Source organism: Pedobacter sp. 01N416 (assembly GCF_056399685.1).
Genome location: NZ_JBFTRT010000034.1, coordinates 1 through 14,346, shown reverse-complemented (window position 1 = coordinate 14,346; position 14,346 = coordinate 1). Strand labels below are relative to the sequence as shown.

The window sequence follows — 14,346 nt, the reverse complement described above, 5'->3', positions numbered from 1 at the left end:
CCCCTTGTCATCCTCAATCATTAGTTCACAGCGTTGGTGCTGGCCGATACCCGTTTCCTCCGCATCCTCCAACTGTTTCACCTCAAACTCCTCCAAAGTCGTAATGGTCTCAACCAATTTATCCCTTTGGATTTTTTTGCGGTGCAGGCTCTCCACCATTTTTAAAACCTGCTCCAGATTCATCGCAGGCTTTTGCTCCGCCAACTGTTCTTTGATCTCCGTCTTGGTCGGCTCCTGCTTCACCTCCGTCCCTTTTACTTCTTCCTTTTTTGCCTCTCCATTAACAGCACCGTTAATTTCCTTATCATCCTTTTTCGCCCCCGCACCTCTTCCATTGCTCCCATCCTGGGCAACTTTTACTCCTGCACTATCCGCTTTTGGCGTACCTGTTAACTGACCGTTTGATTTTCCGTTCTCGATTAAATTCGTTTTCATGATTTTTTGATTTAAATAATTGTTTAAAATGATTCCTATAACATCCCCTATCGGGGAAACTGCTTTAAGCCGTGGCGCATCCTGCGCCATGCGAGGCCTTTGGGCTGTGGGTGGGCTTCTACCGTTTAATTTTTCCATGGGCTAATAATTTATGTCAGTCGGCAGGAGCCTCCTGTCCTTTTGATAAGCCCCTCACCTGACTACGGTCCTGTTTTCAAGACAAGGCTCTGCCGAAAAAAAAACCTCGAGAGCGAAGCGAGCAGGGAAGATTTTTTTCGAGCAGACCCCGCAGGGGCCCGGCCTTGACGGAAACAGGATTGTTCAGAAATTTGCTTCTCCAAAAGGGCAGAGTGGTACCCACGATCACCTCAGAAAAGATAACCCATAGAAAAAAGAAAGCGGAAAGCGGAAAAGATCAGCTACCGCTCAACGTTAAGGAATTATCCATTATGCGGATGCTCAGAAGTAATGCTGGGCGAAACGCCTGATCGGACCTCGGCCAGCACAGGATGATCCGCCATCTCCGGATAGATCCCCTCCAGCCCCGACATCATCCGTATAAAATCCTCCTTCTTACCGTCCATTTCCCCGATCAAATCAAAACACTTGCTCACCTCATCCATCACATCATCTGCCATTCCCACACTTTGCACACTAGCCATGCGTTCCGCAGGCTCCACATTTTCCGCATTCCCTGATCGGTCAAAAACCAGCTCCGACATTCGCACCTCCTGAACCCCGGCCTCCAACCTCACCTTTCCCATCACATCAGCCACACCACCACTGGAAACAGCAGCCGTACCATTCCCTCCAGGTTCCCCACGGGCCCGGCACCAAACTTTTAAGAAATAAAAAAGAAGCCCGACCGAACAGATGCCCATCAGGCAGGCGGCAACAAAAAACATCGGTTGCCAATTAGAAATGAACTTTACCATCAAAGAAACTTTAATCCATCAAGCGGTATTGCTTAACTGGATCAAAGTTTCGCAGAACGCAAAACTTTATGGCCGAGCTTGGAAAAATTGCAGAAAAAGCGCGTCCAAAAGGCAGGTCAAGAAATAAAAAGGAAATTGGGATCTTGGTATTAAGTGAATGGTCTTTTTCAAATCAGTTAAAAAACTACGGACAAAAACCTGGTATAAGTTGAAACAATAGTTGCTTATAAGAAACATACTGGTTAAATTCTTGGCCAGCAAGACAATGTAGTTGAAAAAATATCAACTAAAAATAGGACAAAAAAAAGCTGATAAATATAATTTATCAGCCTTTTTAAAACTAAATATGATTACTTCACACTTAAGGCAATTCTACTGGACTAATCGAAATTGTAGTATTACTGGCGTTCAACGTTTTCAATACATTATTAAAAGTTATTGCAAGCTTACCAAAGTTATCTACGTTATAATCTCCTTGAGATCCTAGTCCTTCAGCGATAAGACTCCCGTCCATACCAAAACCAAGTGATTTTAAGCTAAAAGTGGCGGAAGCCATGTCCAATTGAGCACTTGCAGCAATATTTGGTAAAGATCCCCCAAACTTAGATTTAATTGATTTCACGTGAATGAAACACCTCAGTCCGATACCTATTTTTTTCTGAGCACCGTCACATTCGACAAGTTTATACCGCACATAATCTTGAATAATCAGTATTTCCTTTTTCCCAATACTTCCAGAAAAGCCCATCGCAGAAGCCGAGGCAGAAGCATCAGAGGTAAATTTATACATTTCAAAACCCGCACCGCTATTAAGCTGACTTATAGCCGTAGGAAGATTTGAACATTCCGGCTTGTTCTCATTTAGCAATTCAGGGACTTTACTCGCCGTTTCTGGAGACATAGCGGTAAGGGTTTCATACTTGATAACTTTATTCCCAGGAATATCTTTGGCCTTCACTGAATCAACCATGGATTTAAAATCTTCATCGCTTATGCCAGCGGATTTGTCATTGCAGGAAAACAATAATAGTCCTATTGAAAGGACAGATAAGAGCTTTTTCATAATTTTGTTTAATTTAGTTACATCTAATTTACATATTAATAACTAGTTATAAAATATGAAGCGTCTCTTTTTTATTTTTTTATTGGCTATGGCCTTTAAGACAGCTGCTGCGCAGCGTGTTCACGCCTTTCTTCTTTGCAGCACTGCAGACAAAGACCGTGTGATGAGGGAAGGTTCAGCACTCGATCACTCAAGAATGAAAAACTTATCTCAAAAGATTGCTAAATCAATGGGATACGGATTTGTAGAACATACACTTTCAGGCCTTGAACTAACGACACAAGGGGTAAATGAGCTAATCGATAACATTTTACCGAAAATCACCAAAAAGGATATCGTCATTTTCTACTACAGCGGTCACGGCTTCTTGAAAAAGGGGGATCCTGCGAAATTCCCAAATATCTTTATACCAAACATTCCACTTGCTTCTTCACAGCTTCACAAAAAGTTATTAGATCAAAAGCCGAAATTCATTGTGACCTTAATTGATGCCTGCAGTAATTATATCCAATTAAATAATCAGGGGACACTGATGCTGATAGGAAAGGAATTTACAGGTGAAGATTTAAGTCCTGAACCTCTATTTAACAAAAATAAACTCGAAGCTTTGTTTAGCAGATGTGACAATGTAATGGTTACCGCTGCACAACCCGGCTTTAAGGCCGTTCAGACCGAGAAAGGCTCATATTTCACAAGAAGTTTCCTAGAGGCCTTTAATGAAATTATGAATCCCAAGTACACACATCAGGCTACATGGGAGTCAATACTTGCTCAGACAAAATCCTATACAGAAGCTCGTACAAATTATGCGCGGTACTATAGTTCTCCTAGATGGATCCCTTCAGAGTGTGATCTCATTAAACCCAAATCGCCATCAGATGAAGACCCGACCCAATTGTTTGCTGATTTTAAAATAGATGCAAGCGCGAGGCATAGGTGGTTCTTTCAACGTAAACAATGGTATAAAGCTATGCTTACTGTCACTGCACAGAAACCAATTGATTCTGTAGTATACTTTCTAGACGCAACCATGCCACACCCGATTGTTACGTTATTGCCAACCCAAGTAAACATTGATTCAAATTTCGAACACAATCTAATTGTTTACGGGCAATTTCCGATAAAAACAAGGGTTTATTTCAAAGACGGTACTGCTGAAGAACATATCAAGGATATTAAATTTTAAAGAAAATAACATTCTAGCTTTAATTATCCATACCTATGTTATTTTAATACTGTTATATATCTTTGAAGACATATAACGCCAGAATATTAAGCCTTTTATGCTCAAAACACTTTATTGGAACGTATATCAGAAACTCGACACCCTAGCTCCAGAGATCGAAAAGCTGGCGAAAGCAAAAAATGTGGACATTCTGGTCTTAGCTGAGATCTGTAAAAATACGGACAAGAAAAATACGGACACCTTAGTTCAAGATATTGAAAAAAGAACCGGATTAACTTATCTGAGAGGTACAGATCCGGAATCTGCGTGGCTGCACACTTTTTATAAAAAGAACCAGGCTTTTAAAATTGAACTTCTTGATACTTATTCTGTCCCCTTTCGCCCTTCTGATATTGCCAATGTGACAACCGATGAGTCTGAATATTTTACAGGATACCTAAATAGGTTTGAAAGAATGCTTTTTTTTAAAATAACCGTTAATAAAAAGTCATTCCTTCTGGTACCCCTTCATTTTCCAAGCAGGATGTACTGTAGCATCAACAAGCAACTTGATCTTGCAGAATTATTCAAGAAACAGATCGAAGTAACCGAGCATAAAGAAAAACTTAGAAGTATAGTTTTTGGAGATTTCAATATGAATCCCTTTGAACTGGGCATGATCAATCACAAAGGTTTCTTTGCTTTACCCAGCCAAGAATTAATAGGAATGAATAGCTTCTATGAAATACCATATTTTTCATACTATAATCCATCCTGGTCAAAATTCGGCGATCACACAACTGAAAATACCACGGTAAGCAGACGACCAAGTGGTTCTTATTTTTTCAGCAGCAGCTCGGATATCAACTATTATTGGTATATCCTTGACCAGGTAATCATAAGAAAAGAACTTATCACTAACTTTAGCCTTTCAAGTTTTGAGTATATTGTTGGACATCAAGGTGGAAAAGAATTTATAAAAGCCGATTTTACACCTGACAAATCTAATTTCAGCGATCATTTACCCATATTTTTTGAATTAAATAATTTTTGACATGAACGACTACGAAAATCTCTGGCCGAAAAAAGATGAGTTAAATAAAAACACTTCCTTTAATACCGCTCCATACGGCGTATTATCGAAATTTACGGAAGCCCTGTATGATGCTTACGAAGGAAAAATTTTGGGAATTTTAAAAGCAAGTTATCTGAAAAAGGAAAACCAGGACCTCTATAATTTTAAATATTCGCTGATTATCACACATTCAAAAATAATCGGAGTACAGATCAAGATTTTGGAAATGAGTGTCACTGATGATGGATGGTACCCTGCCGAAATTTACCTAAATCCTCCAAAACCTTATAAACATGGTAGAGCCGAAAGTGAAGCCCAATTGATTAAACAACTTAAAGAAGCGGTTAATACTGATATCGTAAAACAACAGATCAGCATTGTTTTAGAAACCGGAACCTGATTTTCCAATTAGTACTGGAAATATTAAATAATTGGGAGTAGTCATTTTGGATCTTCAAAAGTGAGGAAACCGCATTAATGAAATACCCATCCGCTCCCAAGACGACATTCTGATGGCTTTCGATAGTATTTGGAGACACTTCTCATTCTTCAGCCGGTTTATTACAAAACAATGAAAAGATTGCTTCTCCACTCTGGAACACTTAATGTTTAGAAAATTTTTTAGTTGATGAAATTTAAAATTTTCGTATTTATATTTATAATCTAAAAGCATCAGTTGTTTACACCTCTGATTAACTCTTTACAATAATTGATGATCAATCTAGCCATTCTCGCACCAGTTAAGGAGAGTTATTCAGAAACTTTTATCCAAGTTCACAGACAGTTGCGTTTTAATATCAAGTTTTATTTTGATGGGCTTATTCCCAAGCGATTAGAGCCCATAGGTATTTTACCATATAATATGGAGCACGGTTTTTATCAGAATTTAACTTTGCCAGAACTTAAACTTAGAGAATCATTTATAAAAGAACAAATTGATTGCGTTTTGACTGAATTTGGCATAACAGCAGCCGAAAGTTTGAATGTAGTCCAATCATTGAATATTCCTTTGGTTGTTCATTTTCATGGGTATGATGCAAGTAAAGAAATATCTGCTCGATATTATGAGAAGTATCTTCAAGTATTTAATTATGCTAGTTTTATCATTGTAGTATCTAATAAAATGTATGAAGACTTGCTGAGAATAGGGTGTCCAAAAGAGAAAATGGTTATTTCATATTACGGCCCCAATGAGAATTATCTTAATTTGAGGCCAAAATCTAAACAAAAGCAATTTATAGCAGCAGAAAGGTTTATAGACAAAAAGGCATTTGCGTTAACTATAACTGCTTTTAGAAATGTAACTGCTCTCTATCCCGAAGCCGTTTTAATATTTACCGGCAATGGCCCATTTTTTGATAAATGCAAAGACTTGGTTAGGGAATGGGGATTAACGTCAAATATCAGATTGATAGGCCCTGTATCCCAAAAAAGCCTACAAAAACTATTTTCGGAATCCATCGCTTTTATACAACACTCTGTTGTTTCTGAACATTGTAATTCAGCTGAAACCCCAATAGTAGTGATGGAAGCATCGGCTGCAGCCCTGCCAGTAATTTCAACAAAACATGGTGGCGTCCCTGACGTTATTTTAGATGGAATAACAGGGTTGCTTGTTGACTATTTCGATGTAGATGGAATGAGCAGAGCTATGATTAAGATTTTGGAATCCCCCGAATTTGCCAAACGATTAGGCAATGCTGGAAGATCCCGGATAAAAACGGACTTCACTGTATCCAAACATCTTAAAAGCTTGGAAACATTAATAATGAAAGCCCACTCCTCCCCAGCTATCGGATCAAAATCCATTCCAATTCTTGATAACCAGAAAATCGCTCCGTTTCACTTTTTTGGACATGAAGAAAGCTCGAAAGGTGTTAGGATTTCGGTGGTTATGCCCTGCTACAACGCAGAAAAGTTCATTTACCAGGCTATTCAAAGCATTATAGATCAATCTTTCAACAACTTCGAATTACTTATCATAGACGATGGATCAACTGACAATACATTCCTAGAGGTGAGAAAGTTTAATGATGTAAGAATAAAGTATTATGCTTTTAAAGAAAATCGGGGGAACTACTTCGCAAGAAATCAAGGAATGAAGTATGCGAAAGGAAAATATATAGCAATGTTTGATGCAGATGATATTGCGAAACCAAACTGTTTATCAAACCAGTACGAATATCTTGAAAGTCATAAAAGAGTTGGATGTATTGGTGGATTAAGTGAATTAATTGATGCTAATAATAATAAAATAGGCTTTATAAAACGCCCATTTAGATATAGCAATATTAAAGTTTGTCTTTTAAAAGATAATTTTTTGACCCAAAGTACAATGATGATAAGAAGGCATCTTGTTGTCAAACATAATCTGAAATATAATGAAGGTTTTAAATATGCCGGGGATTATGACTTTATATCAAAAATAATTAAACTATTTCCTGTAGTTAATTTAAACCAAACTTTAATTCAGTATAGGGTGCATTCCTCTCAAATTTCAACTTTTGCCAAAGTGGACCAAATCAATTATGCTAATGAAGTAAGACGATCTCAACTAATAAATTTTAATACAGGTTTTTCCGATGATGAATTGGATTTGCACATCAAATTGATGAATACAGGTTCAATCACGAAGGAAGAATTACCGGCGGCAGCTGAATGGTTTAACAAGTTGCTCGAAGCAAATGAAAAACACAAATTTTATTCTTCAGCGCTTTTGTTCCCATTTTTCCGCAAAATACTACATGCGGAAATTCTAAGACTTAAATAATTTTTTGAGCGATTTGCTTGATATAATCTTCAGTAGCTCCAATTGAGTGTATAAACCTATCAATAATAACGATTATAAAAGGTAATGCTTGAAAGGCTCTGAATAACTTTAAATTTGAAAACAGCTTTATAAGAGAGCTAAAATCTTTTTTATCTAATAATATATCCATATTTTTAAGCATATATTGTTTTAACTACAAAACTCATTGGAGACAATGATATTAAGTAATTACCCACTCGATAGAATATTAAATAAAATCATATCTGAATAAATGATCCCGAAAATTATCCATCAATTTTGGATTGGAGACAAACCAGCTCCCATGTCTTTAATTGATACCTGGAAAGCATATCATCCAAGCTGGCTTCATATTCTATGGACAGAGGATTTATTAAAACAACATTTCCCCAACGGCCTGGTTAATCAGAAGCAGTATGATATTATGCCTGAATTGAATGGGAAGTGTGACATAGCTCGATATGAGATCTTAAATAAGTTTGGTGGTTTCTTTGTTGATGCCGATGCTGAGTGCACCAATTCTCTTGACGATTTTTTTCTGTTAAACGATTCATTTAGTTGTTATGAAAATGAAATTGTAAGGAAAAACCTTATAGCAGCAGGATACCTAGGTTCGACAAAAGACAATCAATTAATGGGCTTATTAATAAAACAATTAAACCTACTGAACAAGGAAGATCTTTTGATTGGAAAACACACGGCATGGAGAACGGTTGGTCCATTATTCCTTACCTCAGTAATTCACAAACATTCTTATAATTCAATAAGTGTTTATCCAAGCTATTATTTTATTCCCAAACATTATACTGGGATTCAATATAACGGTCCAGCTAAGATTTATGCTAAACAGTATTGGGGAAGCACTCCTGGGAGTGCCTTCCAAGGCTATAATTCTGACTAGTCATTCTTTTTAAACTCTCAAATGAATATAAATCTAAAGGAAATTCTTATTGTTTGGATCAATTTGCCCAGTAACAAAGAGAGAAGTCAAAATATGACTTCAATCTTTAATAAATATGGCTTAACGAATACACTTTGCTTTGAAGCCATTCAAGGGCATGGAACAACAGTCAAAGATCAGGTCGCGAACGGATGCGCCAAGTCACACTCTGAAGTTCTTAAATATATCATAAAAGAACACCAGCCAAATTCCCCGGTACTGATCCTTGAAGACGATGTTGAAATCACTGAAGACTTTAAGATGAATATAGAAATACCTGATGAAGCTGATTGTGTATACTTGGGAATTTCTCATTGGGGCATATTTCCTAAGTTTGCAAAACACTCAAAATTAAATTCTCCAACCAGTGCCACAAAATATTCTGAAGATTATTATGAAATCTCTGGAATGCTTTCCACCCATTCTATTTTATATATCTCAGATAAATATAAAAAAGCCTCACAAAAAATATGTGAACAATCAGAATGGCATTGTGATGTCGGATTGGCAAACAACCAGAAGAATTTCAGGGTATTCGCAACTGTTTATCCCTTTTTTGTTCAAGGTGAGTATCCAAATAAAGCAGTTACTTCCGCGCCTTTATATCTCAATGAGAATAATAAGCTTCGGGCAATTTTTCATTCTTGGTGGGTGAAAAATTATTACGGTTTAAATACCGCCAGCAATGATGCGGAATTAGTTATTATTGAATGAAAAGGGATTCAGGAGCCCAGTAACACAATCATACCTTGGTGTTACTAATTGAATGATATGAAACAGAAGACATTTGTCTATTTAATAATTGCGCATAAAAACGCATCACAGATCAAAAGACTCATTGATCGGTTAAAGGGCAAAAATACTGCTTTTGTACTGCATTTAGATATACGTTGTGAAATTCGATCCTTTATCGATATTATTGGGGATATTCATGATGAGATCTATTATGTGGAAGATAGGGTACTGACTAAATGGACCAGCTATGGTATTGTTCAGGCTACATTAAACGGACTAAAACTAATTTCTAAAAAAATCCTCAACGTTGAACGGGTAACGCTTCTAAGTGGACAAGACTACCCTATAAAAAATTTAGCACTTATAAATTCATTTTTTAGAAGTAATCGACAAGCGATCTATATCGATTTTAACCGGATACCGCACCTAGGCTGGAAAAACGGCGGAATACAARGGTATCCGAACTTCGAAATGGTCAATTCTGTTATAAAAATTTATGGAGGTTCTCAATGGTGGTCTTTTCCAATGAGACTTGTCGATTATATCTTAGAGTTTCTGGATGATAATCCTGCATTCATCAAATATTTCCAAAGTGTTTTGATTCCGGATGAGAGTTTTTTCCAAACGCTGATTCTTAATTTAGAAGAAAAATTCATTAAAAAGAATATAGTAAACAATAGTTTACGGTTAATAAAGTGGGACGCCGTATATCCAGATACTAATCCTCGGGGACTGACAATAGGTGATCTAGAACTTATAAAGAACAGTCAAGAACTTTTTGCCCGTAAGTTTGAACCAACCACCGGGGATAAAAATATATTAGATTTTATCGATAAGGAAATTCTGTTTTACGAAAATGAAAAAACGATAATTCCCGCTGTGGCTAATGCGGTTCTTTTTTTGACAAACAAAGATGATCAAAGGATTTTTGAAGAATTCTCAAAAATAAAAGACGCACAAAACGATCCCCACACTGCAAAGATAATCTATCACAAAACATCTGAAAACATTCCTTTGGGTATTGAAAAAGATATATTTATCATAGACAACTCTATACTTCATTCCCTCGGTTATAAGCCAATAAAAAGCAATTTGCTGCCTGGCAGTAATCATTTTGCGTTGATGAGTTTTTACAGGGAATTTCCAAATTATGACTTTTACTGGTATATTGAAGACGATGTCCGCTACAATGGGAAATGGGAAAATTTTTTCGATGTTTTCAAAAACAATCTCATTTCAGATTTTATAAGCAGCCACGTTCGGTTTTATGCATTTAACCGGAACTGGTATTGGTGGAATACTTTAAAGTTCAAGGAGCAGACTGATCATGGCCTCTCAATGGTCTCATCTTTCAATCCTATATTCAGGATATCTAAAAAAGCGTTAGCATATCTAGATAACGCCATGACCAATGGATGGGAAGGCCATCATGAAGTCCTAATACCCACACTTTTGACAAATGCTGGTTTTGTTGTAAACGATTTTGGCGGCAATGGCCCATTCGTCTTAAGAGATTTCGCGGAAAAATTTTACAAAGGCAATTTAGGGGAGAAGGGGAAAGAACTAAGTTCGATGAGGTTTAGACCCTTTATTGACGAAAAGGAAATTATAGCACCTTTTATATATCATCCTGTTAAAATCGAAGGCTTGAATAATGATTGGCAGAAACATTTAAATGAAAATACAGTTTAAGTCAATTGCTATATCAAAGAAAACAGAATTTATTTATATACAGCTAGATATTCCCGCCATTATCTCATCTTGGTGACAATAACATTTTATTTATATCAGTGCAAAAAACAGGTCTTTTAGAAATTTCGACAATTTTACGCGCCTGCCATTCGGAGCTCTCGATAAATAATAATGCGTTACTTTTTTTATAGTAAAAAGCCTTAAATTGCGCATGCACTCCTAATCTTTTTCTAGTTTCCATATCTGGAAGGTCTAACATAATAAGGGATCTGTATATAATCTTATTTCTGGACAGCCATTCTTCAGTCTCTTTCCTATATTTTTCAAGACGGCTAGTGATTAGTGCCCCAATGGGCACGCTTGGCCTAAATAATGTTCGAGCATTATTGATAAATTTTGCATATTCAATGCCATCATCATTTTCATCATCTCTAGGATCTACGCACAATACTCCATCTATATCCATAAGACACAATTCTAAAAAATCATGATGCATGAGATTCCATTCAAACACCCGTGGAAACGAACATATATCAAAGTATAGGTCAACTAAACCAACTGCTTCTTTAACTATAAAAACTGCGAGAAAAGTGATGTTAATGTTTTGTACGTGTGATTTTAAGAATAATCGCGCCTCATTCATAGCCTTTCCCGTAAACAAACTATCATCAACAACCAAAATATTGTTATATTCTTCAAATGGCTTTATCAAGTGTTTAATCCTATTTCCTCCTTTAATAGGCATTTTGCTTGCGAAAGATTGCAAGTCTGTTACAGGAAGGTTTAGGTGAAGTGCTATAAGGTTTGCTGCTAATAGGCCACTCCTCGGAATCCCAACAACAAGATCTATATTTCCGGGTATTTGATGGATATTCCTAACTATTTGTTCATTCAAGTTATTTAAAGAGCGATATTCCATATGATGAAAACTTATATTATTTTATTATTCCATTACCTGCACCCCGTCAGGCGAGTTAGTCCTATCTGCAATTCGACCAACAAAACAGGGAAGATCTTAATCAGTTGATATACCAAACACTTTTAGATACCAAAATAATCTTCGTCAACCCAGGGATTCCGTACAATAAGACTTTTGGTTTTCTCAAAGTTCTTTTTTCAATTATAACAAATATTATTGTAATCCTTTTTACTAAAAAATATTGTCATCTGACGGCTATCATATTGCATTGGGTACTACAGATTTTTTTTATTATCTGAAGCCGATCCCGGTAGCTAGCTGAGGTTCACACTGCAACTTTACTTAATAGATAAACCGTAAAGTCTAAGAAATATTAAATAAAAATTTTACTGGAGTTCGGAGATCGTAATGGATTCGACAAGCCTTGTCCTATAACAAATATCCTTACCCAGCATAGCATAATTCCTGCCATTGTGTTTCTCAAAATTTTCATCTTGAGATAAGTAGAAATCATGTTTTTTGATCCTTAATTCTTTCTCAATTATTCCATAGTGTTTAAGAAGTAGAGAAGCCTTTGCGGGATTTTTAAAATATGGAACAGTTGGGAAATGTAAATTGTGTGAGCTAATGATCTGGCACCTACCAATGTTTCTAAACATTCGCCATCTAGCTAAAATACCGTTCTTTGATAATTGATTGGAATCTGGTATATCGGTTCTGTATTCTTCTTCAGAGTCCCATAGATTGATAAGCTGAAAGGCTATTACATCAATTTCCCTATTTGCAGCGACTTCGTATATTTTATCGAATCGGGGATCGAACCGCTCATCAGCGTCTATAAAAAAAGCCCACTGATGATTAAAAAATGACACCAGATTGAGCAGTATGTTTCTATTCTCCAGATCATTAAACACCGACCGTATTTTCTTAACCTTTATTATTAATTTATCATGCTTTGCCGCCTCGAACGTTCCATCTGTACTCCCATCATCCAACAATATAATGCCATCGCAATAATTATCCAAATGGTTTAGAAGACTGTTGATGTTTTTTATTTCGTTAAATGTCTGCACCAGCGCAATTATCTTAAACTGCCCATAATTTTCTAAATCATTTGTAAACTCAAATAAAGGAAATTGCTTCAAGAAAAATTCAGAAAGCGCCTTTTCATTACTTTTTTTTAAATAATCATAAAAAATTATTCCATCTGCCTGGATTTCGTTGAAATCAAGATTATTCAAGATTTGTTTGACGGCATCAGTTTGTCGATAAGCATTAAAATTTCTTAACTGACCGCTCATCTTCAGCTCATTTATGTTGTTTGAATTGAATTTTAGAATAACTGTTTCTAAAATAAGCGGTAATGAGGAAAAAGCCAACAACCTATTTGTAAGATCGCCTGATTTACAGAAGAGACTAACTATCATTCCATTCCTGTTCCGCTTGGAAATTATTGTATTATAATACTTGTTTAAATATTTTGCATATTTAAATTCATCAAGATCTATCCGAGCTTCACTTGTAAAGAAACAATATAGTTTTTTTGTAGAGTTAATTGCTCGTATAACAGCATTAGATAGTTTCTCTTTCTCATAAAATATAAACCTCCAATTTATTAGCGGATTGCTATATATAATTCCAGAGATGAAGACATCTAATCCTTTCTCATTTTCCATTAGAACAGTTACCTCAACACCATTTAATTGAAGTACAGGCAATGTTTTCCCACTAATTAAACTAAGTATTTTTTTTCTGGATAGAACCAAGCAGATACAGGTGTCATAGTTTTTACTCACCGTTTTTTTTTGGGCCTCCATCATACGAAATCAGCAAGCTTATAATCTATTAACTTATCAAGAAAATGGTAGATCTGACTTTTATCAGAAACACCAGTCATTGTGCAGATGTCATCAAAAGAATTCTTGCCATTAATATATCTTAAACATTTAATGTCTTCATTATTTAATCTTAAAACAATTTTATTGAAGCCATTTAAAAGTGCATATTCATCACCTTGTGAACCCAACTTTACTAGCTTCACAGCCTTATCCATAAGCGGGACGGCACTTGTGAAATTATTATAAATCCTAGTCGCTACGAGTACTTCTATAGGCCTGAGTTTAATAGCTAATTTATTTTTAACAATTGGTAAGCAATATTTAAATAGACTATACCCTGTTGCTGGAGCCTCATCATATAACTTCAAGCACTCGCCGATATCCTTAATCAAAAGCTGTTCTGGAATTGGTTCATTTTCATCGCCTCCTATTCGCCCTGAGAAATCGCAGTCAATGTGTTGAATAAAATTTTTCATACTAAGCAATCCTCCATAACCTTTGCTACCTACAATAAGTATGGGGCGTTCCAAGAACAGCAAATCTGAAATACCTGGGCCACTAGAGATGAAAATATCATGATTACCTTTAATTAAATTATCAACACAATAATCAGAAAATAGAATATTTTCGTTTGAGATGTTTTTTAACAAAGATTCATAATCGGAATGATTAAGATAAATGTTAAATCTAAATTTGGGATGTAGATTGAAAAACCTTATTATTTGAATGAGCGAATAAAAACTGTTAGACGGAATATATCC

Annotated in this window: 14 protein-coding genes; 7 read left to right on the top strand and 7 right to left on the bottom strand. The window is 36.0% G+C overall.

Annotation, left to right across the window (positions count from 1 at the left end; all coding sequences use genetic code 11):
- From AC1DND_RS03345 to AC1DND_RS03335, 3 genes are all read right to left on the bottom strand, one after another.
- On the bottom strand, nt 1–435 hold a 435-nt coding region (locus AC1DND_RS03345), incomplete at its 3' end, for a FlaG family protein (RefSeq protein WP_477579107.1).
- Nucleotides 436–875: 440 nt separating this feature from the next.
- Nucleotides 876–1,370 carry a hypothetical protein gene (locus tag AC1DND_RS03340; protein ID WP_477579105.1) on the bottom strand — a complete coding sequence of 165 codons (495 nt, stop codon included), beginning with the start codon at nt 1,368–1,370 and terminating at the stop codon, nt 876–878.
- A gap of 361 nt (nt 1,371–1,731) precedes the next feature.
- The gene (locus AC1DND_RS03335; protein ID WP_476767445.1) at nt 1,732–2,433 is read right to left on the bottom strand and encodes a hypothetical protein; all 702 of its coding nucleotides are present in this window, start codon (nt 2,431–2,433) and stop codon (nt 1,732–1,734) included.
- A 55-nt stretch (nt 2,434–2,488) separates the two neighbouring features.
- On the opposite strand from AC1DND_RS03335, the gene AC1DND_RS03330 reads away from it, so the two are divergent.
- From AC1DND_RS03330 to AC1DND_RS03315, 4 genes are all read left to right on the top strand, one after another.
- Entirely contained in the window at nt 2,489–3,619 is a 1,131-nt protein-coding gene (locus tag AC1DND_RS03330) for a caspase family protein (RefSeq protein ID WP_477579103.1), read from the top strand.
- Nucleotides 3,620–3,716: 97 nt separating this feature from the next.
- Entirely contained in the window at nt 3,717–4,652 is a 936-nt protein-coding gene (locus AC1DND_RS03325) for an exonuclease/endonuclease/phosphatase family protein (RefSeq protein WP_477579101.1), read from the top strand.
- Nucleotide 4,653: 1 nt separating this feature from the next.
- Entirely contained in the window at nt 4,654–5,073 is a 420-nt protein-coding gene (locus tag AC1DND_RS03320; RefSeq protein ID WP_477579100.1) for a hypothetical protein, read from the top strand.
- A 312-nt stretch (nt 5,074–5,385) separates the two neighbouring features.
- The gene (locus AC1DND_RS03315; RefSeq protein ID WP_477579099.1) at nt 5,386–7,443 is read left to right on the top strand and encodes a glycosyltransferase; all 2,058 of its coding nucleotides are present in this window, start codon (nt 5,386–5,388) and stop codon (nt 7,441–7,443) included.
- Here the strand turns inward: AC1DND_RS03315 and AC1DND_RS03310 are convergent.
- Complete coding sequence (locus tag AC1DND_RS03310; RefSeq protein ID WP_477579097.1) at nt 7,436–7,612, bottom strand: hypothetical protein; 177 nt, start codon at nt 7,610–7,612, stop codon at nt 7,436–7,438. The two genes, AC1DND_RS03315 and AC1DND_RS03310, sit on opposite strands and share 8 nt — an antisense overlap.
- A 102-nt stretch (nt 7,613–7,714) precedes the next feature.
- On the opposite strand from AC1DND_RS03310, the gene AC1DND_RS03305 reads away from it, so the two are divergent.
- From AC1DND_RS03305 to AC1DND_RS03295, 3 genes are read left to right on the top strand one after another with little or no spacing between them, the layout of a single operon-like run.
- Nucleotides 7,715–8,362, top strand: coding sequence for a glycosyltransferase family 32 protein (locus AC1DND_RS03305; RefSeq protein WP_477579096.1), 648 nt, complete (start codon nt 7,715–7,717; stop codon nt 8,360–8,362).
- A gap of 21 nt (nt 8,363–8,383) precedes the next feature.
- Nucleotides 8,384–9,115, top strand: a complete 732-nt coding sequence (locus tag AC1DND_RS03300; RefSeq protein WP_477579094.1) for a glycosyltransferase family 25 protein — start codon at nt 8,384–8,386, stop codon at nt 9,113–9,115.
- 57 nt (nt 9,116–9,172) lie between these two features.
- On the top strand, nt 9,173–10,828 hold the full coding sequence (locus AC1DND_RS03295) for a beta-1,6-N-acetylglucosaminyltransferase (RefSeq protein WP_477579092.1): 1,656 nt from the start codon (nt 9,173–9,175) through the stop codon (nt 10,826–10,828).
- Between the two features lie 64 nt (nt 10,829–10,892).
- Here the strand turns inward: AC1DND_RS03295 and AC1DND_RS03290 are convergent, their stop codons facing one another.
- The 3 genes from AC1DND_RS03290 to AC1DND_RS03280 form a co-directional block, all read right to left on the bottom strand.
- Entirely contained in the window at nt 10,893–11,747 is an 855-nt protein-coding gene (locus tag AC1DND_RS03290; RefSeq protein ID WP_477579090.1) for a phosphoribosyltransferase, read from the bottom strand.
- Between the two features lie 386 nt (nt 11,748–12,133).
- Entirely contained in the window at nt 12,134–13,567 is a 1,434-nt protein-coding gene (locus AC1DND_RS03285; RefSeq protein ID WP_477579088.1) for a glycosyltransferase, read from the bottom strand.
- Nucleotides 13,564–14,346 (bottom strand): hypothetical protein (locus AC1DND_RS03280; RefSeq protein WP_477579086.1); only part of this gene is annotated, 783 nt, incomplete at its 5' end. The genes AC1DND_RS03285 and AC1DND_RS03280, both read right to left, overlap by 4 nt.

What these genes read in the sequence shown, in the direction of transcription:
- AC1DND_RS03340 (WP_477579105.1), bottom strand. Translation starts at nt 1,370, where the DNA reads ATGGTAAAGTTCATTTCTAATTGGCAACCGATGTTTTTTGTTGCCGCC.
- AC1DND_RS03335 (WP_476767445.1), bottom strand. Translation starts at nt 2,433, where the DNA reads ATGAAAAAGCTCTTATCTGTCCTTTCAATAGGACTATTATTGTTTTCC.
- AC1DND_RS03330 (WP_477579103.1), top strand. Translation starts at nt 2,489, where the DNA reads ATGAAGCGTCTCTTTTTTATTTTTTTATTGGCTATGGCCTTTAAGACA.
- AC1DND_RS03325 (WP_477579101.1), top strand. Translation starts at nt 3,717, where the DNA reads ATGCTCAAAACACTTTATTGGAACGTATATCAGAAACTCGACACCCTA.
- AC1DND_RS03320 (WP_477579100.1), top strand. Translation starts at nt 4,654, where the DNA reads ATGAACGACTACGAAAATCTCTGGCCGAAAAAAGATGAGTTAAATAAA.
- AC1DND_RS03315 (WP_477579099.1), top strand. Translation starts at nt 5,386, where the DNA reads ATGATCAATCTAGCCATTCTCGCACCAGTTAAGGAGAGTTATTCAGAA.
- AC1DND_RS03310 (WP_477579097.1), bottom strand. Translation starts at nt 7,612, where the DNA reads ATGGATATATTATTAGATAAAAAAGATTTTAGCTCTCTTATAAAGCTG.
- AC1DND_RS03305 (WP_477579096.1), top strand. Translation starts at nt 7,715, where the DNA reads ATGATCCCGAAAATTATCCATCAATTTTGGATTGGAGACAAACCAGCT.
- AC1DND_RS03300 (WP_477579094.1), top strand. Translation starts at nt 8,384, where the DNA reads ATGAATATAAATCTAAAGGAAATTCTTATTGTTTGGATCAATTTGCCC.
- AC1DND_RS03290 (WP_477579090.1), bottom strand. Translation starts at nt 11,747, where the DNA reads ATGGAATATCGCTCTTTAAATAACTTGAATGAACAAATAGTTAGGAAT.
- AC1DND_RS03285 (WP_477579088.1), bottom strand. Translation starts at nt 13,567, where the DNA reads ATGATGGAGGCCCAAAAAAAAACGGTGAGTAAAAACTATGACACCTGT.